Below are 21,431 nucleotides of genomic sequence, written 5' to 3'. Positions count from 1 at the left end.
TGCGGATGACGAAGCACTGGGCGGACTTCCAGTACGAGATCTATCTCAACGGGATGACGGGGGCGGTGCCCCGGCTGCCCACCGATCTGACCCGGCTGGAGGAGCTGACCGAGCAGCGGCTGGGGCCCGGTCCGGTGGGCTATGTGGCGGGCAGCGCGGGCAACGGCAGTACGGCACGGGCGAACCGGGCCGCGCTGGAGCGCCGCAGGATCGTGCCGCGCATGCTGCGGGACGTCCATGAACGTGATCTGTCCGTCGAGGTGCTGGGCCGTCCGCTGCCCGCGCCCCTCGCCCTCGCGCCGGTCGGTGTCCTGTCGATCATGCATCCGGACGCCGAGTCGGCGGCGGCACGGGCCGCCGCCGCACAGGGCGTTCCGTTCATCCTGTCGTCCGCCTCCAGCACGCCGATGGAGCAGGTCGCGGAGGCGATGGGCGACGGGGAGCGCTGGTTCCAGCTGTACTGGGCGAAGGACCGCGAGGTCACGAAGAGTTTCCTGGACCGGGCGAAGGCCTCCGGGTTCACCGCGCTGTTCGTCACGCTGGACACACCCCTGCTGGCCTGGCGGCCCCGCGACCTGGACCAGGCGTATCTCCCGTTCCTGCACGGCGTGGGCACCGCCAACTACTTCTCCGACCCCGCGTTCCGGGCAGGTCTGGCCAAGCCCGTGCACGAGGACCCGAACGCGGCCGTCATGCACTTCGTCGGGATGTTCGCGGATCCCGCGAAGACCTGGCCCGACCTGGAGTTCCTGCGGGAGAACTGGGACGGCCCCATCGTCCTGAAGGGCGTCCTGCACCCCGACGACGCCCGGCGGGCCGTCAACGCCGGGATGGACGGCGTGGTCGTCTCCAACCACGGCGGACGCCAGGTGGCCGGTGCCGTCGCCGCCGCCGACGCGCTGCCCAGGGTGGTCGAAGCCGCCGGGGACCGGCTGACCGTCTTCTTCGACAGCGGTGTCCGCACCGGCGACGACATCTTCAAGGCACTGGCACTGGGCGCCGAGGCGGTGCTCGTCGGGCGTCCGTACGCCTACGGGCTCGGCCTCGACGGCCAGGCCGGCGTCGAGCATGTCATCCGCTGCCTGCTGGCCGAACTCGACCTCACGCTCGCCCTGTCGGGACACGCCGGGCCGGGTGACCTCGGCCCCGACGACCTGGAGGAGGAGACCTCCTGACCGGAGCCATGGCCGCGAGGCCGTCCGCCGCCCCGCGGAACCCGCAGGTCACAGGCCGAGGGCGGTGACCGACCTCGCCAGCAGGAGGGGCAGCGGTCCGGCGGGAGGCGGGCCGGAGTCGTCGACCGTGGTGGCCCGGCGCTCCGCGTAGGGACTCGCCGCTGAGGGGGTCGGCTCCGCCCCCTCGGCCGGCCGGTCCGGTCCGTCCGCTTCCGACGTACCCGGCTCGGCGTCGCACCTCGCCCCGGCGCACTCGGACCCCGAGCCGTTCCCTTCCCCGGCAGCGGAGTCGGAGCCGATCCGCGTGTCCGTGGCGGACCGGTCGGCGGTCGGCTCGCCGGACGGCGCGTCCGTTCCCGCTATCGACAGCGACTCGGGCGTCGCCCTGGTGTTGTCGGTGAGCCAGCGCTGGTCGTCGCTGCGGTCGCGGATCTTCACCACCACCTCCGCCTCGACCTCGTCCGCGGCGGGCGCGACGGCCAGCTGCGCCTGCCAGCGGGGCAGCAACTCGCCCCGCACGGTGAGGTCGTAGCGCACGTCGTCGCCCCTCTTGGCGGACGCGGCGACGCAGTCGCCCAGGACGACCACCCCGGCGTCCACATGGGAGTCCAGGCACAGGTCGGGGTCGGCGGCGCTGCGCAGGAGGCCGTCCTTCTCGTACGACCACTTCTGCGTCGCGACGGCCGAGCACGCGTCCAGTTCGGCGCCCGCGCCGGCCTTCGCCGTGCCGCCCTTGATGTCGAGGCAGAGGTCGGCGGCGAGGTTGCGCAACCGGGTCCTGATGGGCCCGGTGGGGAGGCCCGCCGAGTCGGGCGGGGAGGACGACCTGACGGGCGGGGCCTGTCCGCCGGGGGAGAGACTGGCGGACGCGCCGGCGGTGGCCGACGGATCGGCGCCGTCGTCGTCGTGCGACCACAGGCTCGTGACCAGCACGGTCGCGAGGACGGCCACCGAGACCAGGCCCGCCCCGGTGAGGAGTGCCTTCGAGTGCCGCGGGCCCGGGGAGGAGTGCCGCCCCTGCCGGGCGGAGCGCTGGGACCGCGGACGGGGACGGCCGCCGCCGCCCGCGCGTCTGCCGGTGTGCCGGACGCCCCGGGCCGCCGAAAGTCCGCCGCTCGGCCGCGATTCGAGATATCGGCGGGCGCCCCAGCCGAGCACGCCTTCGGCGAGCAGTCCGCCGAGACCGCCCTCGAAATGGCTCAGTTGCTCGGCCGCGTAGCGGCAGAAACGGCACGCGAGCAGATGCTGCTGCACATCGGGGAGCAGAGCGCCGCCCCGCCGAATCGGAACGTCCAGGAGACGGTTGTAGTAGCGGCAATCCTTGTTCGGCGCGAGTTCACGATGGGCCCGTACACAGCCTTCGCGGAATTTCTCGCGGGCCTGCTCAAGCGCCGCCGACGCGTTGTCGACATCCATGCCCAGCAGACCGGCCGGTACGGATATGTGCTCGGCCTCGACCTCGGTGTGCCAGAGCACGCACTGGGCGAGTCCCGGGAGAGCCTGGAAAGAACGTTCCGCGAGCTTGCGGTTTTCCGGCGTCATGGACTTCGTCACGCGCATACCGCGACCGCCGGCCGGTTTCCCGAGATCCGGAAGAGCCTCGGATATACGGTCCTCCGCGGACCACACCTTGATGATGTCCCGTACGGCCACCAGGAGCTGGGGGCGCAGGGCCGCGGCGGACCCGGCACGCCGGAGGCGTTCCAGTACCTGCTGGAAGGCGGCGGCGGTGACCATCGAGGCGACGTCCGCCGAGGAGGCCAGGCAGATGACCGCGTAGTCGTGCGTCGACTGCCAGTGCCGCGCGAGCAGGAGCGCGACGGGGTGGGACAGTTCACCCTCCGGCTGTGCCCTGAGGAGTGCCGCGAGGCTCTCGTCGGATTCTCCGGGGGCGGCACCGGAGACGGGCGGATACGGCGGGCGAGGCGGGTGGGGGGTGTGCACTGAGCGGTTTCCTTCCAAGGCACAAGGTCGCACACAGGAGTTCTGACCGCCGAAAAGGAGCTCCTGTTGGTGCGTACCTTTCGGGCTTGGCGCACGGAAAGCGGCCGGGACGTCTTCCACTCGGCATCCGCCGGCCACGAGCCTTTCGGGCCCGGCGGCACGTTGAAATCCCGAACGGTGAATCAGACCTGGCCATTGGCCATGGGCGAGGAAGTTCACCCTTGCACATGTCGCTCACGCCCAACAAGGCGCGTGAGCGACTTCAGCAACATCCGCCCATTGAAGGAAAGTCAGTATCCATCCCGGTCAAGTCGTCCGGCCCTTCTCGGCAACTCGTTGCGGCCCGTACCGGTCAACTCATGACGGGCGGAACGGTCCGGCCGCGTATTGGCCGCCGAGCACCCCGAAGGAGCGCTCGGCAGGGCGCCCGGCCGAGCGCCCCGTGTGAAGCGGGTACCCGTGCCCGCGGCCCGCGCACACTCCCGGCGCGAGGAGGCCGGTGGTCCACTGGGACCCGGCCCTTCTCGGAAGGCCCCGCGCGGGACGGCGGCTCTCCCACGCGAAACGGGCCGTCGACCCCGATCTCCCGCCCTCGGTCGGCGGCCCCGAGGGCGGGTCGGCCCGCACCCCTCCTCCCGGAACGCCCTGTGCCGCACACCTCTGAGACCTGTGTCACATTCCGCCGTGGCCTGTCACATCCCGGCCCCCCGGAGCCCTCGCAGTAGTGAGCGCGCTACGGGAGGCACAGGCATGTCCGACAGTCCGGCACCGCAGACCCATGAGCAACCGACCTCGCCGACACGGCAGTTCATGCGGCACCGCGAGCTGCTGTTCGCGATCGTCTACAACATGCTCGGCGTCGTCGCCGACACCGAGGACGTACTCCAGGACACCTGGCTGTCCTGGTCCGGCAGCCGCGACCGGTCGCCGGAGCGGCACATCGAGAATCCGCGCGCCTATCTGGTGCGCGTCGCGGTCAACCACGCGCTGACCCGCCGGGCCGCGATCAGCCGACGGCGTGAGACGTACGTCGGTCCGTGGCTGCCCGAGCCGCTGGTGGCCGCGGCCGGCGAGGAGACACCGGCGGACGCGGCCGACCGCGCCCTGCGCACCGAGTCCGTCTCCATGGCGATGCTCGTCGTCCTGGAGACACTGACCCCGCTGGAACGGGCGGTGTTCGTCCTCAACGAGGTGTTCGGGTACGCCCACACGGAGATCGCGGAGATCATCGACCGCAACCCCGCGGCGGTACGCCAGCTCGCGCACCGCGCCCGCGGGCACGTCCACGCCCGCCGTCCGCTGTACGAGGCACATCCACGGGTGCGCAGGGAGGCGACCGAGCGGTTCGTCGAAGCCACGCTCGGCGGGGACATCGGCGCGCTGATGGAGATCCTCGCACCGGACGTCACGGTGTGGACCGACGGCGGCGGCAAGCGGCGGCGGGCCGGGCTGCGGCCGGTGCACGGCCGGGACAAGGCCATCCGCCTCCTCACCGCCGGTGCCTCGCGGGGCGCCGGACAGCATCTGGACCTGCGCTACCGGCGCGTCAACGGCGACGACGCCGCGGTGCTGTTCGCTGGCACCGCCCCCTACGCGGTGATCGTCCTGGACCTCACCCCGGAGGGCGACCGGGTGTCCGGGGTCTACGTCGTCACCAACCCCGACAAGCTCACCCACGTGGAGCCCGCGGAGCCCGCGGAGCCCGCGGAGCCCGCGGAGAAGGGGGCGGACACGTGACCGCCGGCGAACGGCCGGCCGCCGGGTCGAGGGGTCCCGGCGCGTCCTCCGGCGGGCGGGTCGCCGACTGGTTCGACGGCCGCCTCGGCACCCACACCCTCGGCAGGAAGTATCTGCGCAAGGTCTTCCCGGACCACTGGTCGTTCCTGCTCGGGGAGATCTGCCTCTACAGCTTCGTCGTCCTGATCCTGACCGGCGTCTATCTGACCCTGTTCTTCCACCCGTCGATGAACGAGGTGACGTACAACGGCGGTTACGTCCCGTTGAACGGCATCCGGATGTCGGAGGCGTACGCGTCCACGCTGGACATCAGTTTCGATGTGCGGGGCGGTCTGCTGATCCGGCAGATCCACCACTGGGCGGCGCTGATCTTCGTCGCCGGGATGCTCATGCACATGATGCGGCACTTCTTCACGGGCTCGTTCCGCAGGCCCCGTGAGGTCAACTGGCTGTTCGGCTGGACGCTGTTGCTCCTCGGGCTCTTCGAGGGGCTGTTCGGCTACTCGCTCCCCGACGATCTGCTGTCCGGCACCGGGATGCGGTTCGTGGACGGCGCCATCCTGTCGGTGCCGATCGTGGGGACATATCTGTCGTTCTTCCTGTTCGGCGGCGAGTACCCCGGGCACGACATCATCGCGCGCTTCTACTCGCTGCACATCCTGGTGATTCCCGGGATCATGGCGGCCCTGGTGGTCGCACACCTGATCCTCGTCGTGTACCATAAGCACACCCAGTTCCCCGGTCCGGGAAAGACCGAACGGAACGTGGTGGGCTCGCCGTTCATGCCGGTCTACGTGGCCAAGGCGGGCGGCTTCTTCTTCCTGGTGTTCGGGGTGATCGCCCTCATCTCGGCGGTCGCGTCGATCAACCCGGTCTGGGCGTACGGCCCCTACCGCGCCGACCAGGTGTCCACGGGGGCGCAGCCGGACTGGTACCTGGGCTTCGCCGAGGGGCTGGTACGCATCATGCCGGGGTGGGAGATCACCGTGGCCGGGCACACGCTGGTCCTCGGTGTGCTCATCCCGATCGTCGTCTTCCCCCTTCTGCTGGTGTTCATAGGCGCCTATCCGTTCCTGGAGTCCTGGGTCACCGGCGACAGGCGGGAACACCATCTCCTGGACCGGCCGCGCAACCGGCCGGTCCGCACGTCCATCGGCGCCGCGTGGATCAGCCTCTATCTGATCCTGCTGGCGGGCGGCGGCAACGACATCGTGGCCACCCGGCTTCATCTGTCGATCAACACGGTGACCTGGGCCGTGCGGATCGCCGTGTTCGCCGTCCCGGTGCTCACCTTCGTCGCGACCCGGCGCATCTGCCTCGGCCTCCAACGCCGGGACAGAGAACTGGTGTTGCACGGCCGCGAGACCGGCGTCGTCAAGCGGCTCCCGCACGGGGAGTACGTCGAACTGCACCGGCCCCTCTCCCCCGCCGAGCTGCACACCCTCACCCAGCACGAGCAGCCCCGGCCGCTCGATCCCGGCCCGGCGGAGGACGCGAACGGTGTGCCGGGTCCGAACGGGCGGGCGTCGAACCTGCGGACCCGGCTCTCCCGCGCGCTGTACGGCGAGGGCACCCAGGTGGCGAAGCCGACGGCCGAGGAGCACCGGGCGGCCCATGGAACCGGAGTGGACCGGGCCGGCGAGCGGGAGGTCAGCGAGGCGGGACCTCCAGGCGGCTGATCCGCAGGCCGCCCCGGGCCTCACCGGGGTGGCCGCTCGTCATGGTGATGCGGAGCCGGCTGCCGCGTACCGCGTCGAAGGTGATCGCTGTCGGCGCGTCGGACGCGGTGGCCCAGTCGATGCCGGCGCCCCGCACGGGCCGGTAGCGGTGGCCGTCCCAGAAGGCGACGTCCAGTCGGGCCGGCAGGGAGTGCGTGGCGTCGACCGTGAAGGAGAGATCGATCCGGTCGGCGGTCCGGGTGCGGCCCCAGTCGACGGTCACCCAGTCCTCCGCGCGGGCGCCGTCGAAGGCGGGCAGCAGGGCCGTGGCCGCCTTGAAGAACGCGTTGGACCAGCCGGTGGCCGGGTCGCCGTCGAGCATCGCGGCGGGCAGGGCGTCCGGACGGCCCGAGTAACTTGCGTCCGCCAGCGGGTAGTCGGGGGCGGCCGGTCCCGGGTCCGGTGCGAAGTCGGGTGGCGGGGTGCGGACCTGGGGCCGTGCGGCGGTGGCGCGCACGGTCACGGTCGCCGTCCGCAGCCCCACGGAGCGTGCCCGCAGTCGGAGCCTTCCCTCCTCGGTCCCGGCGCGGACGATCGCCAGCGCCTTGCCGTGGAAGGCCGTGCGGGTGCTCGCCTGGTAGCGCTCGGCGCTCTCCTCGCGGCCGTTGTCGACGCCGGCCAGCGAGCCGCCGTCGACGTCGAACGCGATGGAGTGGCCGGCGCCGGGCACCACCACACCACGGGCGTCGACCACCTCGGCGGTCACGAAGCACAGCGAACGGCCGTCCGCGGCAACGGAACTGCGGTCGGGCGTGAGCCGCAGCGCGTGCGGCTCGCCCGCGGTGCGCAGCACATCGGTGGCCACGGTCCGGCCGTCGCGCCGGGCCACCGCCGTCAGCTCACCGGGAGCGAACGGCACCCGCCAGGTGAGGTGCAGTTTGCCGGCGCTGCCCGTCGGGCTGGTGTAACTCCCGGGCCAGGGGCCGCCGGTGACGGTCTTGTCGTCGCCCGTCGCCTCGGTGGTCTCCAGGTACGTACGGCCGTCGGTGGTCTTCTTCTCGTCGAACTTCCTCTTCCCCAGCGACTTTCCGTTGAGGAAGAGCTCGACCGTGTCGACGTTCGAGTAGGCCCAGACCTCCACGGTGTCGCCCGCGCGATGGTCCGTCCAGTCCATGGGGAGCAGATGGACCATGGGTGCGTCGGTCCACTGGCTCCTGAAGAGGTGGTACATGTCCTTCGGAAAGCCGGCCGTGTCCACCGCGCCGAAGAAGGACGCCTTCACCGGGAACACGTCGTACGGCGTGGGTTCGCCGATGTAGTCGATGCCCGACCACAGGAACTCCCCCGTGAACCACTTCCGGTCCCGGTCCTTCTTCAGCCCGTACTCGCCGCTCATCGTCCAGGAGGCGAGGTTGTTGTCGTACGAGGAGGTGTCGCGGCGGCCTGGGGTGTGGTTCTCGCCCGTGTTGAGGTGCTCGGGCTCCTGGTAGGCGCCCCGGGTGGAGGTCTCGGAGGAGGACTCCGACTCGAAGAGGAACAGGTGCGGATAGCGGGCGTGCAGGGCGTCGACCGACGCGGCGGTGTTGTAGTTGAGGCCGAGTCCGTCGATCTTGGCGAGCATCAGATCGGCGGGTGAGCCGACGGCGGGCAGGCTCCGGTACTTGTCGGAGCCGATCACGATCGGCCGGGTCGGATCGAGTCGCCGCACGTCGTCGATGAGCCGGTCGGCCATGGCGAGGCCGGCGGTCGAGGTGGAGTCGGGGATCTCGTTGCCGATGGACCACAGGACGACGGCGGGCGAGTTGCGGGCGGCCAGGACCATCTCCGCGATGTCCCGGTCGGACCACTCGTCGAAGAAGCGGCCGTAGTCGTAGCGGTTCTTGCCGCGCCGCCAGCAGTCGAAGGCCTCGACCATCATCACGATGCCGAGGCGTTCGCAGGCTTCGATCACCTCGGGCGCCGGTGGGTTGTGCGAGGTGCGCAGGGCGTTGACACCCATGCCGCGCATGATCCTCAGCTGGCGTTCCACGGCGTCCGCGCCGACGGCGCTGCCGAGTGCGCCGAGGTCATGGTGGAGGTTGACGCCACGGAGTTTGACGTGGGTGCCGTTCAGGGTCATGCCGTCGTCGGCGTCGAAGACGACGTGCCGGATGCCGAACGGCGTGCGGTAGGTGTCGGTGGTCCGGCCGTCGACCCGGAGTTCGGTGTGCAGGGTGTAGCGCCACGGATGCTCGTACGACCACACCTTCGGTTTGCGCAGGCTCAGTTCATGGTCCGCGGTGCCCGTGTCCCCGACGTCGACGGTGCTCGTCCGCCGGGCCACCGTGCGGCCGTCCGGGTCGACGACCGCGGATCCGACCTCAACCCGTCCCCCGGTGCCCGACGCGTTCACCACACTCGTCCGTACGCGTACGAGCGCATGGTCGTCGTCGATCTCCGGGGTCGTCACGTAAGTGCCCCAGCGCCGGACGTGCACGGGCTCGGTGACGATCAGGCGTGCCTCGCGGTAGATGCCGCTTCCCGAGTACCAGCGGCTGCTGGGGAGTTGGTTCCTGACCTGGACCGCGAGGACGTTGGCGGTGCTGCCGTCCGTGTGCAGCAGGTCGGTCAGGTCGAGCGCGAACCCCGTGTAGCCGTAAGGGTGTTGGCCGACGAGTTCACCGTTGCAGTACACCGAGGAGTCCATGTGGACGCCGTCGAACTCTACGGAGATCCGCTTTCCGTCGTACGCGGGCGGCAGGGTGAAGGCGAGCCGGTACCAGCCGAGGCCGCCCGGCAGGAAGCCGGTGCCGCTGCTCGTGCCGTGGTCGGTGGTGGGGGTGAGCTCGATGCTCCAGTCGTGCGGTACGGAGATCCGCCGCCACCGCGAGTCGTCGTAGCCGGGTTCGGCGGCCCGGGCGTACTCCCCGGTCGGGTCGGTGACGCCGGACGGGTCGGCGAGCGCGAAACGCCAGCCGTCCCGGAGCGGGATCGACCGGCCTCCCGTCCCGGTCCCGGCCCTGGTCACGGCCCCCTCGGCGGCCTCGGCCCCCGAGGCCGCGGCGAGGGCCACCGGAGTGGCTGTGCCTGCGATCAGTAGAGACCTGCGCGTGACCGTCACCGGGTTTCCCTTTCCTCAAGGGTCCACATGTGCTCACCACTACCTGCCCACCACCTGCTCACAACTACGCGTGAACGAACAGATTCTGACAGCGCGGCACATACGCCCGTCAAGGCCCCGGTAAGCGCATTCTGTCCGTCCCGGCACATCGGCCCGAATCCCCCGCCGACGGACGGGGCCCGCCGGGGACACCGGTGCACGAGGGGCGGGAACCGCCGCGCCGGGTGCGGAGGGGCCGGACGCACTACCCTGGAACACAAGTGATGCACCTGTTCACCGTGAGTGTGTGCGCAATGGAGTGGCGGCGATGTGAGGAGCCACAGCGAGACATCGGGCGACGGCCCGGGCTATCCGTTCGACGAGACCTCCACGGCACGAGCCGTCATCGACGGTGACGGCATCGTCGTCGAGTGGAACGAAGGCGCCCGGCGTCTGCTCGGGCATGCTCCGGCCGACGTCGTGGGCCGGCCCGCCGCGAAACTGCTCGCGCCGGACGCCGGTGAGCTGCGGCGTCCGTCGGCCGACAACCGCTGGATCGGCACGCTCGCGCTGCGCCACGAGGACGGCCGTACCCTGCGCGTCTGGCTGCTCGCGCACCGGCGGCGCCCCGAGCTGGGCCGTCGCAGCGACTGGCTCGTCGTGACCCCGCTGGAGAACGGCACCCTGCCGGCGCGGGACCAGTCCCTCGCCTCCACCTTCCTGGACGAGTCGCCCTGTGCGACCGCGATCTTCGACGAGCGACTGAGGCTGCGCAGGGTCAACACGGTGATGGCCGAGTCGATGGGCCTCCCGGAGGAGCACATCCGCGGTCTGCGGATCTCGGAGATCGGCGGCCGGCCGCAGAACGAGGAGCTGGAGGGGCACATGCTCCGGGTGCTCCTGACCGGCAGACGCGAGGACGTGCAGACGTATCTGGGCACCGCCCCCGAGGGCCGCGCCCAGGCCTGGCTGGCGCGGATGGCGCCGCTGACCGACGCCGAGGGCCGGGTGCGCGGCATCTGCCTGTCCGCCCACGACTTCACCGAGCAGTACCTCGCCCGGGAGCGCCTGCAGCTCGTGAACGAGGCGAGCATCCGGATCGGCTCCACCCTCGACGTCACCCGTACGGCGCAGGAACTGGCCGATGTCTGCGTGCCCGCGCTCGCCGACTTCGTCAGCGTCGACCTGGTGGACCCTCCCGACCGCGGCGGCGAACCGTACATCGGGCCGGTCCTCGCCCCCGTGAGCCTGCGCCGCGCCGCCCACCGGTCCGTGCATCCGGGCGATCCGGAGTCGGTGGTCAAACTGGGTGAGGTGGACACCTATCCCGCCGGCTCGCCGCAGGCCGACTCCCTGGTGGCCGGCCGGCCCATCGTGGCCGCCGATGCCGCGACCACACTCTCGAAATGGCTCGCCTGGGACCCCGTACGCGCCGACCGGGTCAGGGAGCACGGCATCCACTCGACGATGTCCGTGCCCGTCCGGGCCCGCGGCGCGACCCTGGGCGTCGCGGTCTTCACCCGGTTCCGGCGGCCCGACCCGTTCACCGCCGACGACGTACTGCTGGCCGAGGAGGTCACGGCCAGGGCGGCCGTCTGCATCGACAACGCCCGCCGGTTCTCCCGCGAACGCGAGACCGCGATCGCCCTGCAGCGCAGCCTGCTGCCCCGGTCGCTGCCGCGCACGGCCGCCGTCGAGGCGGCCTCACGCTATCTTCCCGCGGCGCGGGCCGGAGTGGGCGGCGACTGGTTCGACGTGATCCCGCTGTCGGGGATGCGGGTCGCCATGGTCGTCGGGGACGTCGTCGGCCACGGGCTGCAGGCCTCCGCCACCATGGGCCGGCTGCGGACCGCCGTGCGCACCCTCGCCGACATCGACCTGGCACCGGACGAACTGCTCACCCACCTCGACGACCTGGTCGTACGGCTCTCCGCGGAGGCGGGCAGCGACGGCACCACCGGGGAGGTCGGGGCCACCTGCCTGTACGCGGTCTACGACCCGGTCACCCGGTGCTGCACCCTCGCCCGCGCCGGTCATCCGCCGCCGGTGATGCTTCCGCCCGGCGGACCGCCCGAGGAGATCGACGTACCGTCGGGGCCGCCACTGGGCCTGGGCGGGCTGCCCTTCGAGTCGACCGAGCTGCGGCTTCCCGAGGGCACCGTCCTCGCCCTCTACACCGACGGCCTGATCGAGAGCCGCGAGCGTGACCTCGACACGAGCCGTGCGCTGCTGTCCGGGACGCTGGCGCGGACCTCGGGCTCCCTGGACGAGACCTGCCACGACATCCTGCAGTCGCTGCTGCCGCCCACCGGCGCCTCGGACGACGTGGCCCTGCTGCTCGCCCGGACGAAGGGCCTGCCGTCCTCCCAGGTGGCGACCTGGGAGGTGCCGGCCGATCCCGCGCTCGTCGGCCCGATCCGCAAGCAGGTCGTCCGGCAGCTGGAGGTCTGGGGCGTGAGCGAGGCGGCGTTCACGACGGAGCTGGTGGTCAGCGAACTCGTCACCAACGCGATCCGGTACGGCGAGCGCCCGATCCGGCTGCGGCTCATCCAGAACGCCGCCACGCTGATCGTGGAGGTCTCGGACTCCAGCCACACCGCACCCCACCTGCGCCGCGCCAAGACGTTCGACGAAGGTGGGCGCGGGCTGCTCCTGGTCGCCCAGCTCACTCAGCGGTGGGGCAGCCGCCACACCACGGAGGGCAAGACGATCTGGGCGGAGCTGGTGTTCGGCGAGGACGACGGGGGCGCCGGGGCCGGCGAGGGTTGAGGCGGATTCGGGTCAGTGCCCGCCGCCGTATCCGCCGTATCCGCCGCTTCCGTAACCACCGCCGTAGCCACCCCCTCCTCCGTAGCCGCCGCCGTTCCCGTCGTCGTACCAGCAGTAGTAGCCGTAACAGGTCCAGCCGGAGGTGGAGGCCGTGGGCCGCGGAGCCGGGGTCGCCTCGGAAGGGGTGGGCTTCGGTTCGGGAGGCGGTGACGCGGTGCGGCCGGGCCTCGGCCCGACGGTCGGTGTCGGCGCCGGTTCCCCCGTCTCCCCGTCCGTGTACGAGGTGATCCACTCCATCTGGAGCGAGTCCACCGAGGTGTCGAACTCCCAGCGCTGGGCGGGTCCGCCGGTACGGGACGTGAGGGCCAGCCCCGCCTCGTCCCCTCCCGGGACGGGGGCCAGCGCGAGCGCCAGCTGCCCCAGGGGGACGAGGCTTCCCTCCAGCGTGAAGTCGTAGCGGACGCCCGCCCGGTCCTTCGCCCCCTCGCACGGCCCCAGCCGGACCGAGGAGGGGAGCCGGGAGTCGAGACACAGGTCGTCGGCCGCCAGGCTCCGCAGCAGGCCGTCGCTCTCGTACGACCACTGCTGCCGCTCCGAGGCGGTACAGGTCGCGAGGACGACCTCCGCGCCCACGCCGACCTTGCCGTCGGCGACACCGGCGCAGTCGCCGCCGCCCTGGTTGCGGAGCCGTCCGCTGAGGGCGCCGGGTCCGGTGTCGCCGGAGCCGATCCTGGTCGGGACGTCCACCGGCTCCTCCGCCGTCGGCCCGGCGCCCGGGGAACGCTCGGGTTCGTCCCCGCCGCCGGCCCACAGCACGAGCGGCACGAGGACGCATCCGCTGACGACGAGTACGGCCAGGGCGAGGTTCCGGCGCCGTCGCCACCGCGGGAAGTGCCTGCCGGTGCCCCCGTCATCGCGGGCGTCCGCACGCGTCGGAAGCCGCAGGGCATGCCGGGCCCGGCCGGCACCGAGGTACGAGCCGATACCGAGGTGAGCGCCGGCGACCCCCGCGTCCGAACCCGCCACCGGCCGTCCGGCCACGGCCTCACCCGCCCGGGAGCCGGCCCCCCGGTGGGCATCGGCCTTCCGCCGAGGACTCACACCCCAGACGGAGTCGGGATCGACGTCCAGCTCGTCGGCGAGATCGGGGCCGACGCCGGGGCCGGGGCCGGTCTCAGCCGCGGGGCTTGGGCCGGAGCCGAGGCCTTGGCCGGTGCCGGTGCCGGTATCAGAGCCACGGCCGGTGCCGGGGATCGAGCGGGGCTCGCCGCCCCGGCCAGGCACGGCGCCCGGCAGCGGGCCGGGCCCTCGGTACGAGCCCACCTCCGGCCCGCGCCCGGGACCGAGACGTCGGCCCTGGCCCTGCCCGAGGCCGAGGCTCGGCCCAAGGCCGGAGCCGGAGCCGGAGCCGGAGGCCGAGTCAGGACCAGGGGCCGAGCCGGAGCTGAGGCCCGAGCCGGTGGCCGATCGCGGCTCGCCACCCGGACCACGCCCGGCACCGGCCTGCGGGCCGGACCCCCGAGAGAAATCCGCCTCCGAGCTGGCACCAGAACCAAGACCCCGGCCTTGGCCCTGACCGGGGCCAGGGCCGGGGGCCCAGCCGACGCCGGGCGGCGAGCCAGAATCGGAGCCCCGGTCGGGAATCGAACGCGGCCTACCGCCCGGGCCACGCCCGGCACCTGCCTGCGGGCCAGCCCCTCGGGCGAAATCCGCCTCCGGGCTGGGACCGCGGCCAAGACCCCGGCCTTGGCCCTCTCCGGAGCCAGGGGTCAAGCCGGAACTGGGGCCCGATCCAGTAGTCGGGCGCGGCCCCCCACCCGGGCCACTCCCATAACCTGCCCGCGGGCCGGACCCCCGCGAGAAATCCGCCTCCGGACGGGGACCAGGACCAAGACCCCGGCCCTGCCGCTCTCCCGAGCCAGGGGCCGAGTCGGAACTAGGGCCCGATCCAGTGGTCGGACGCGGCTCGCCACCCGGACCACGCCCGGCACCGGCCTGCGGGCCGGACCCCCGAGAGAAATCCGCCTCCGAGCTGGCACCAGGACCAAGACCCCAGCCCTGCCCATCTCGCGAGCCGAGGGTCGAGCCGGAACTAGGGCCCGATCCAGCAGTCGGACGTGGCCCGCCACCCGGGCCACGCCCAGCGCCAGCCTGCGGGCCGGACCCTTGGTACGGGCTGGGGCCAGGACCTTGCCCTTGGCCCTGTCCGGGGCCGGGGGCCGAGCCGGGAACCGAACGCGGTTCGCCACCCAGGCCACGCCCAGTACCTGCCCGCGGGCCAGACCCCCGGGAGAAATCCGCCTCCGGGCTGGGACCGCGGCCAAGACCCCGGCCCCGCCCCTCTTCCGAGCCAGGGCCCGAGCCCGTGGTCGAACGCGGCCCCCCGACCGGGCCGCGCCCGAGACCGCGGGCTTGGCCGGAAGCGGAGTCGAGGCCGAAGCCCTTCTCCGGTTCAGTCCCATGGTCGAAGCTCTCGCCCGCAGCCTCCCCGGCCCCTGGGCCCACCCCGGCCCCCACACCCGCACCGCCGCCCCCCGGATACGACCCCCCGGTCGAGTAGAAATCCATCCCCGGATGGCGCCCGGCGTCCGAGTCGGGGCCCGAGCCCGGGGCCGTGGAGACGACCGGGCCCGCCGTCGCCTCCTCTCCCCCGGGGCGGCGGCCTGGCCTGGAGGTCAGGTAGGGCCGGGCCGCCCACCCCAGGACCCCCTCCGCCAGCAGCACGGCCAGCCGGTCTCCGGACTGGTCCAGTTGTTCGGCCGAGTGCGGGCAGTGCTCGCAGGCCGTCATGTGCCGGCGCAGGTCGGGGTCGACGCTGTTGCCCCCTCGCCGGAGCGAGACGTCCAGGAGCCGGCTGTACCGGCGGCACTCCTCGTCGGGAGCGAGTTCGCGATGCGCTTCGAGGCAGTACTGACGCAGCAGTTCCCGCGCGCGCTCCAGCGCCTGGGAGACGTCCCGTACGCGGAGGCCGAGCAGCCGGGCCGGCACGGCGAGTTCCTCGGCCTCGACCTCCGCGTGCCACAGCACGCACCGCGCGGCCTCCGGCAGCCGCTGGAACGCCAGGGACACCAGTCGCCGGTCATTCGGCGGAAGCAGCCGAACCGCGAGCGAATCGCCGTCCCCCGGGGCGGACCGCAACTCGGGACTCAGCATCCCCCGGCGTTTGTCCGCGTCCCATTCGCCCGCTATCCGGCGTACGGTGACCAGCAACTCCGGCCGCCATGCCGCTCTCGGTCCGACCTGTCGAACGGATTCCCCGAAGAGGCGGGTGAATGCGTCGGTGGCGAGCATTCCGGCGTACTGCGCGCCGTTCGCGCACAGCCGCGCGTACGAGAAGACGGGCGCCCAGTGCCGGCCCAGCAGTTCCCCCGCGGGATAGCGCGCGGGCGTCTTGCCCGACCCCTTCTTCAGCTCGGCCGCGAGCCGTTCGTCGGTCGTATCGAACAGGCTGCCGATCGCGGGAGAATTATGCGGGGTCGCGTCTTTCACGTGCACTTTCCTCCAGAGCCCCAAGCGGAATTAGTCCATACCAACGGGTACGGAAAGCGTTGTCTGCACGCCGACAAGCTGCACCTTGACACAGCGAACCCTCAGGTAACAAGAGAAGACCCTCAATCCCCTTGACCCGTACGTGTTTTGTCAGAGACAAAGTGTCAACAGTGAGCCGGGGCAATGCAATTCGGAATGAGCGGAGGCATCTCCATTCCGTTGGAATATGCAGCCCGAGAACGAGCAGAAGGACTGGGCGGCGACACTCGCACCCCCGTCCACCTCGGCACTCCGCCGTCTGATTCGATTGCACCGGACGACCCGACGACGAAACCGACAATCACTTTCCAAGGACGAACCCTGAGCTCGACACTCGCGACCGCCCTTTCCGCTCTTCTACTCGTAGCGGTACTGGCCGGTGCCGTGATCCGGCCGTTCGGTCTGCCGGAGGCCACCGTGGCCGTCCCGGCCGCCGGACTGGTGATGGCCACCGGCGCCATCTCCCTCGACCACGCGCGGGCCGAGGTCGAACTGCTCGGCCCGGTGGTCGGCTTTCTCGCCGCGGTGCTCGTGCTCGCCAAACTCTGCGACGACGAGGGCCTCTTCCGGGCCTGCGGCGCCTGGCTGGCCCGTACGTCGAAGGGCCGGCCGCAGCGCCTGCTGGCCGCCAACTTCCTGCTCGCGTCGGTCATCACGGCCGTACTGAGCCTGGACGCCACGGTCGTCCTGCTCACCCCGGTGGTCTTCGCGACCGTGGCCCGCCTCGGCGCCCGTCCCGGGCCCCATGTGTACGCGTGCGCCCATCTGTCGAACACGGCGTCACTGCTGCTGCCCGTCTCCAACCTCACCAACCTGCTCGCGTTCACGGCCAGCGGGCTGAGCTTCACCCGGTTCGCGCTGCTGATGGGTCCCGCGTGGGCCGTCGCCATCGCCGCCGAGTACCTGGTCTTCCGGCGCTTCTTCGCCGCCGAACTGGCCGAACCCGGCGACCTGGACGGGGACTCGCCGGAAGGGGCCGAAAGCGATCCCGTCGACATGCCCGTGTTCGCGCTGGCCACGGTCGCCTGCACCCTCGCGGGCTTCGTCGTGACGTCCGCGGTCGGGATCGAACCGGCCTGGGCGGCCTTCGCGGGAGCCCTCGTCCTGGCCGTCCGGGCACTGGCCCGCGGGCGCACCACCCCGCTCGCCGTCGTGCGGGCCACCTCGCTGCCCTTCCTCGCCTTCGTCCTGGCCCTGGGCATCGTGGTGCGCGCCGTGGTGGACAACGGCCTCTCGGACGCGCTCGGTCACCTGGTCCCCGACTCGTCGGGCCTGCTCGCACTGTTCGGCATCGCGGTCCTCGCCGCCGTGCTGGCCAACTTGATCAACAACCTGCCCGCGGTCCTCGTCCTGCTGCCGCTGGCCGCGGCGGCGGGCCCCGGACCGATCCTCGCCGTCCTGCTCGGGGTGAACATCGGCCCGAACCTCACCTACGCCGGTTCGCTGGCGACCCTGCTGTGGCGGCGGATCGTGCACCAGCACGACCACAGTGTGAACCTCGGTGAGTTCACCCGCCTCGGCCTGCTCACCGTGCCCGCCACGCTGATCCCGGCCGTGGTGGCGCTCTGGCTTTCGCTGCGTGTGTTCGGGGCCTGAGTTCATACGTTCGGGACCTGAGTCACGCGTACGGGCGAGGTCGCGCGAAGGGCATTGACGCTGTGACATGGCCATGCAATGCTCCGTTTTTGGGAGCGCTCCCACCACTTTGTCGTCCACGCCGGACGCCGTCCATGGACCCCATTCCAGGCACCGGGAGACGCTCCATGCTCATGTTCCCTCACGTGCACCGCCGCCACCCCACGAATCCTCGTACCGGAAGTAGCGGAAGTAGCGGAAGCACCAGCAGCACCCGGGGTACCGGGGGTGCCGGGCGACGCACGACCGCCGCGCTGCTGGCGGCCGTCCTGCTGACCGGCGGTCTCGCCCTCGCGCCCGGCGCCGCCGGAGCGCAGTCCGCCGTCGATCCCGCCGCGGCCACCACGCCGGTACGGGTCAACCAGGCGGGCTACCTGCCGGACGGCCCCAAGCGCGCCACGATCGTCACCACGGCCTCGGAGCCGCTGAACTGGCAGTTGCGCAGCGCGTCGGGAGCCACCGCCGCTTCGGGCCGGACCGTCGTACACGGCGCGGACACGGCCTCGGGCGAGTCGACCCACGTGGCGGACTTCTCCGCGTTCCGCAAGGCGGGAGCGGGCTTCGTCCTGGTGGTCGACGGGTGGAGCAGCGCGCCCTTCGACATCCGCGCGAACCTCTACGACACCCTGCGCACCGAGTCCCTGGCCTTCTTCTACCACCAGCGCAGCGGCACGCCGATCGAGGCCTCCCTGGTGGGTCCCTCGTACGCCCGGCCCGCCGGGCATCTCGGGGTCGCCCCCAACCAGGGCGACACGAGTGTCCCGTGCCAGGCAGGGGTGTGCGACTACACCCAGGACGTGCGGGGCGGCTGGTACGACGCGGGCGACCACGGCAAGTACGTCGTCAACGGCGGGATCTCCGTCTGGCTGCTCGTCGACTCCTTCACGCGCGCCCAGCGGGCGGGCACCGCGTCCGCGCTCGGCGACTCGACCCTGCGGATCCCCGAGCGCGGCAACGGCGTCCCGGACATCCTGGACGAGGCCCGCTGGGAGCTCGACTTCCTGATGCGGATGCAGGTGCCCGAGGGCAAGCCGTACGCCGGTATGGCCTTCCACAAGATCCATGACGCGGCCTGGACGGGTATCCCGACGCGGCCCGAACTGGACCCCCAACCGCGCGAGTTGCACCGCCCGTCCACCGCGGCCACGCTCAATCTCGCCGCGACGGCCGCGCAGTGCGCGCGGGTGTTCCGGCCGTACGACTCCACGTACGCGAAGCGGTGCCTGAGCGTGGCGCGCACGGCGTGGACCGCGGCGCAGGCCAACCCCGCGCTGTACGCGCCGGATTCGGACAGCACGGGCGGCGGCCCCTACAACGACACCCAGGTCACCGACGACTTCTACTGGGCGGCGACCGAGCTGTACGCGGCGACCGGTGAACGCGTCTACCGGGACGCGGTCACCTCCTCGCCCTGGCACACCTCGGCGGACGCGCTCACGGCGACCGGTTTCAACTGGGCCGACACCGCGGCCCTCGGCCGGCTGACCCTGGCGACCGTGCCGAACGGGCTGCCCGCCTCCGACATCCGGCGTGTACGGGCGTCCGTGACCGCCGCCGCCGACGGGCACCTCGCCACGATGGCCGGGCAGGGCTACGCGGTGCCCATCCCCGCGAACGGATATGTCTGGGGCTCCAACAGCCAGGTCACCAACAACGCGATCGTGGTGGCCACCGCCTATGCGCTGACCGGTCAACAGCGGTACCGGGCAGGGGTGCTGGAGTCGATGGACTACCTGCTGGGCCGCAACACCCTGGATCTCTCCTACGTCACCGGCTACGGCGACACGTACGCCAAGAACCAGCACCACCGGTTCTGGGCGCACCAGTACGACGCCTCGCTGCCGAACCCGCCGGCCGGCTCCCTCGCGGGCGGTCCCAACAGCGGTCTGCAGGACCCGGTGGCGCAGGAGCATCTCGCCGGATGCGCGCCCGCGGCCTGCTACATCGACGACATCGGTTCGTACTCCACCAACGAGGTGACGATCAACTGGAACGCCCCGCTGGCGTGGCTGGCGGCCTTCGCCTCCGAACGCCGCCACGGTTAGAGCTACAGACAGGGCACGCCGTCAGTGCCGGAGCCCCGCGCGGTACGCGCCGGGCGGGGCTCCGTAGCGCTGCCGGAAGACCCGGCTGAAATGGAACGGGCTGGTGAACCCGGCGGCCACCGCGACCCGTTCCACCGGCAGGTCGGTCGCCTCAAGGAGCCGCGCCGCGTGCAGCAGCCGGGCGGCGAGCAGCGCCCGCATAGGTGACTGGCCGAGCTGCTGGGTGAAGAGGTGGGCGAAGCGGGAGGGCGAGAGCGACACCCCGGCGGCCAGGGTGTCGACCGTGTGCGGCGCTCCCGGGTCGGCGGCGATGCGTGCCTCGGCCCGCCGTATCCGTGCGTCGACGCCCGGCCGGTCCGCATCCCCGCCCGCGATCACGGTGGCGGTGGCGGTCGTGAGCAGGACGATCGACTCCAGGGAGCAGAGGGCGAGTTCGCGGGCGGCGGTGCCGTGGGCGACGGCGACCGTGCCGTCCCCGGGCTCGTCGGATCCCTCAGGCCCCCCGGGCTCCACGGGCTCCATGGCCGGCGGCGCGCCCTCCCCCGTCCACCGCGCGTCGGCGAGCATCCGGCGGAACGCCTGCTCCAGCCGGTCCCGCACTCCGGGCGGTACCGGCGTGACGGCGTACAGCCGGTCGCCGAGCAGATGGGGGCGCAGCCGGCCCGCCCAGGCCGGGCGGGCCTGGCAGTGGACCCACCAGAACGTCCACCGCCCGGCATCCGGCGCGACCGCGTAACGGTGGGGTACGCCGGGGCCGAGGACGACCAGGTCGCCGGCCCCCGACAGCGTCCGGGTGGCCCCCTGGGCCAGCAGTCCCGCGCCGTCCGTGGTCCAGGTGAAGAGCCAGCTGTCGGCGCCGCCCGGCCGGTCGACGCTGTAGCCGGCGCGCTCGTCGAAGCGGCCGACGGTCACCAGGCCCGGCGGCGGGGACGGCGCAGCAGCCTCGGGCAACTCGTCAGCACGCACAGGCATCCTCCCGGAAAGCGCTTGTCCCTAGCGTGGGGAATCCAGGACACCGTAGCGAGAGGGTCGTCGCATGAGTGGTCGTACGACAGTCACGGACAGGGGCCTCGTCGGGCGCTTCGAGGAGGACGGCTTCACGGTGGCGCGCGGGCTGTTCGCCCCGGCGGAGATCGAGGCGCTGTGCGCCGAGTTCACCGCGCTGCACGCGGCCGGACCGGTTCCGGGACACTTCCAGCCCCGCGCGGTCGGAGCCGCCGAGGCCGCCTCGGCCGCCGACCCGCTGGACGTCCACCCCCGGGTCATGCAGCCGCACCGCATCAACGACCTGGCCCGGCGTTTCCTCCTCGAACCCCGGCTGCGCGAGGTGCTCGAACTCCTTCTGGGCGAAGAGGTGCTGGCGGCCCAGAGCATGTTCTACTTCAAGCCGCCCGGCGCCCGCGGGCAGGCCCTGCACCAGGACAACTTCTATCTGCGGACCGAGCCGGGCACCTGCGTGGCCGCCTGGATCGCCTGCGATGCGATCGACCGGGGGAACGGCGGTCTGGAGGTCGTCCCCGGCACCCACCGCATGGATGTGTTCTGCCCCGAGGAGGCCGACGAGGGACTGTCGTTCGCCCGCGAGTACGTGCCGCCGCCGCCCGGTCTGTCCGCCGTACCGGTCGACATGGCACCGGGGGACGTCCTCTTCTTCAACGGCAGCCTGGTGCACGGTTCCCCGCCCAACCGCAGCACCGACCGCTTCCGCCGCTCGTTCATCGGCCACTACGTCGGCCGCTCCACGGAACGCATCGGCCGCTACTACCCCACCCTCACCATGGGCGGAGACCCCGTCCCCCTGCTGGAGAGCGAGGGCGCGGGCCCGTGCGGCACCGAGTTCGCACCGGCGGGACCGCACTGA

11 protein-coding genes are annotated in these 21,431 nt (G+C 72.1%); 7 read left to right on the top strand and 4 right to left on the bottom strand.

Annotation, left to right across the window (positions count from 1 at the left end; genetic code table 11):
• Positions 1-5: 5 nt before the first annotated feature.
• Positions 6-1,175 carry a lactate 2-monooxygenase gene (locus ACFVH5_RS17290; protein WP_385834519.1) on the top strand — a complete coding sequence of 390 codons (1,170 nt, stop codon included), beginning with the start codon at positions 6-8 and terminating at the stop codon, positions 1,173-1,175.
• Between the two features lie 48 nt (positions 1,176-1,223).
• Here ACFVH5_RS17290 and ACFVH5_RS17285 read toward each other — a convergent pair whose 3' ends face one another.
• The gene (locus ACFVH5_RS17285) at positions 1,224-3,119 is read right to left on the bottom strand and encodes an RICIN domain-containing protein (RefSeq protein ID WP_385834518.1); all 1,896 of its coding nucleotides are present in this window, start codon (positions 3,117-3,119) and stop codon (positions 1,224-1,226) included.
• 750 nt (positions 3,120-3,869) lie between these two features.
• Between ACFVH5_RS17285 and sigJ the strand changes: the two genes are divergently transcribed.
• Together sigJ and ACFVH5_RS17275 are read left to right on the top strand one after the other, a co-directional pair.
• A complete protein-coding gene (sigJ, locus tag ACFVH5_RS17280) occupies positions 3,870-4,856 on the top strand; it encodes an RNA polymerase sigma factor SigJ (protein ID WP_385834517.1) in 987 nt (328 codons plus the stop codon).
• On the top strand, positions 4,853-6,535 hold the full coding sequence (locus ACFVH5_RS17275) for a cytochrome bc complex cytochrome b subunit (protein ID WP_385834516.1): 1,683 nt from the start codon (positions 4,853-4,855) through the stop codon (positions 6,533-6,535). The genes sigJ and ACFVH5_RS17275 overlap by 4 nt, the downstream gene beginning before the upstream one ends.
• On the opposite strand, the gene ACFVH5_RS17270 is transcribed toward ACFVH5_RS17275, so the two are convergent.
• On the bottom strand, positions 6,507-9,614 hold the full coding sequence (locus ACFVH5_RS17270) for a glycoside hydrolase family 2 TIM barrel-domain containing protein (RefSeq protein WP_385834515.1): 3,108 nt from the start codon (positions 9,612-9,614) through the stop codon (positions 6,507-6,509). The genes ACFVH5_RS17275 and ACFVH5_RS17270 overlap by 29 nt on opposite strands.
• A 309-nt stretch (positions 9,615-9,923) precedes the next feature.
• Between ACFVH5_RS17270 and ACFVH5_RS17265 the strand changes: the two genes are divergently transcribed.
• Positions 9,924-12,362, top strand: a complete 2,439-nt coding sequence (locus ACFVH5_RS17265; RefSeq protein WP_385834514.1) for a SpoIIE family protein phosphatase — start codon at positions 9,924-9,926, stop codon at positions 12,360-12,362.
• A 12-nt stretch (positions 12,363-12,374) separates the two neighbouring features.
• Here the strand turns inward: ACFVH5_RS17265 and ACFVH5_RS17260 are convergent, their stop codons facing one another.
• Positions 12,375-13,685, bottom strand: coding sequence for a ricin-type beta-trefoil lectin domain protein (locus ACFVH5_RS17260; RefSeq protein WP_385834513.1), 1,311 nt, complete (start codon positions 13,683-13,685; stop codon positions 12,375-12,377).
• A gap of 2,526 nt (positions 13,686-16,211) precedes the next feature.
• Here ACFVH5_RS17260 and ACFVH5_RS17255 point away from each other — a divergent pair.
• Positions 16,212-17,486, top strand: coding sequence for an arsenic transporter (locus tag ACFVH5_RS17255; RefSeq protein WP_385834537.1), 1,275 nt, complete (start codon positions 16,212-16,214; stop codon positions 17,484-17,486).
• Between the two features lie 167 nt (positions 17,487-17,653).
• Positions 17,654-19,570 carry a glycoside hydrolase family 9 protein gene (locus ACFVH5_RS17250; protein WP_385834512.1) on the top strand — a complete coding sequence of 639 codons (1,917 nt, stop codon included), beginning with the start codon at positions 17,654-17,656 and terminating at the stop codon, positions 19,568-19,570.
• A 21-nt stretch (positions 19,571-19,591) separates the two neighbouring features.
• On the opposite strand, the gene ACFVH5_RS17245 is transcribed toward ACFVH5_RS17250, so the two are convergent.
• Positions 19,592-20,542: a helix-turn-helix domain-containing protein gene (locus ACFVH5_RS17245; RefSeq protein ID WP_385834511.1), complete on the bottom strand. Its 951-nt coding sequence runs from the start codon at positions 20,540-20,542 to the stop codon at positions 19,592-19,594.
• A 64-nt stretch (positions 20,543-20,606) separates the two neighbouring features.
• Between ACFVH5_RS17245 and ACFVH5_RS17240 the strand changes: the two genes are divergently transcribed.
• Positions 20,607-21,431, top strand: a complete 825-nt coding sequence (locus ACFVH5_RS17240) for a phytanoyl-CoA dioxygenase family protein (RefSeq protein ID WP_385834510.1) — start codon at positions 20,607-20,609, stop codon at positions 21,429-21,431.

This window comes from Streptomyces sp. NPDC127119 (assembly GCF_042677425.1).
Taxonomy (GTDB): domain Bacteria; phylum Actinomycetota; class Actinomycetes; order Streptomycetales; family Streptomycetaceae; genus Streptomyces.
The sequence above is the reverse complement of the archived record's forward strand: the minus strand, read 5'-3'. Positions and strand labels throughout refer to the sequence as shown.

What these genes read in the sequence shown, in the direction of transcription:
- ACFVH5_RS17290 (WP_385834519.1), top strand. Translation starts at nt 6, where the DNA reads ATGACGAAGCACTGGGCGGACTTCCAGTACGAGATCTATCTCAACGGG.
- sigJ (WP_385834517.1), top strand. Translation starts at nt 3,870, where the DNA reads ATGTCCGACAGTCCGGCACCGCAGACCCATGAGCAACCGACCTCGCCG.
- ACFVH5_RS17250 (WP_385834512.1), top strand. Translation starts at nt 17,654, where the DNA reads ATGCTCATGTTCCCTCACGTGCACCGCCGCCACCCCACGAATCCTCGT.
- ACFVH5_RS17245 (WP_385834511.1), bottom strand. Translation starts at nt 20,542, where the DNA reads ATGCCTGTGCGTGCTGACGAGTTGCCCGAGGCTGCTGCGCCGTCCCCG.
- ACFVH5_RS17240 (WP_385834510.1), top strand. Translation starts at nt 20,607, where the DNA reads ATGAGTGGTCGTACGACAGTCACGGACAGGGGCCTCGTCGGGCGCTTC.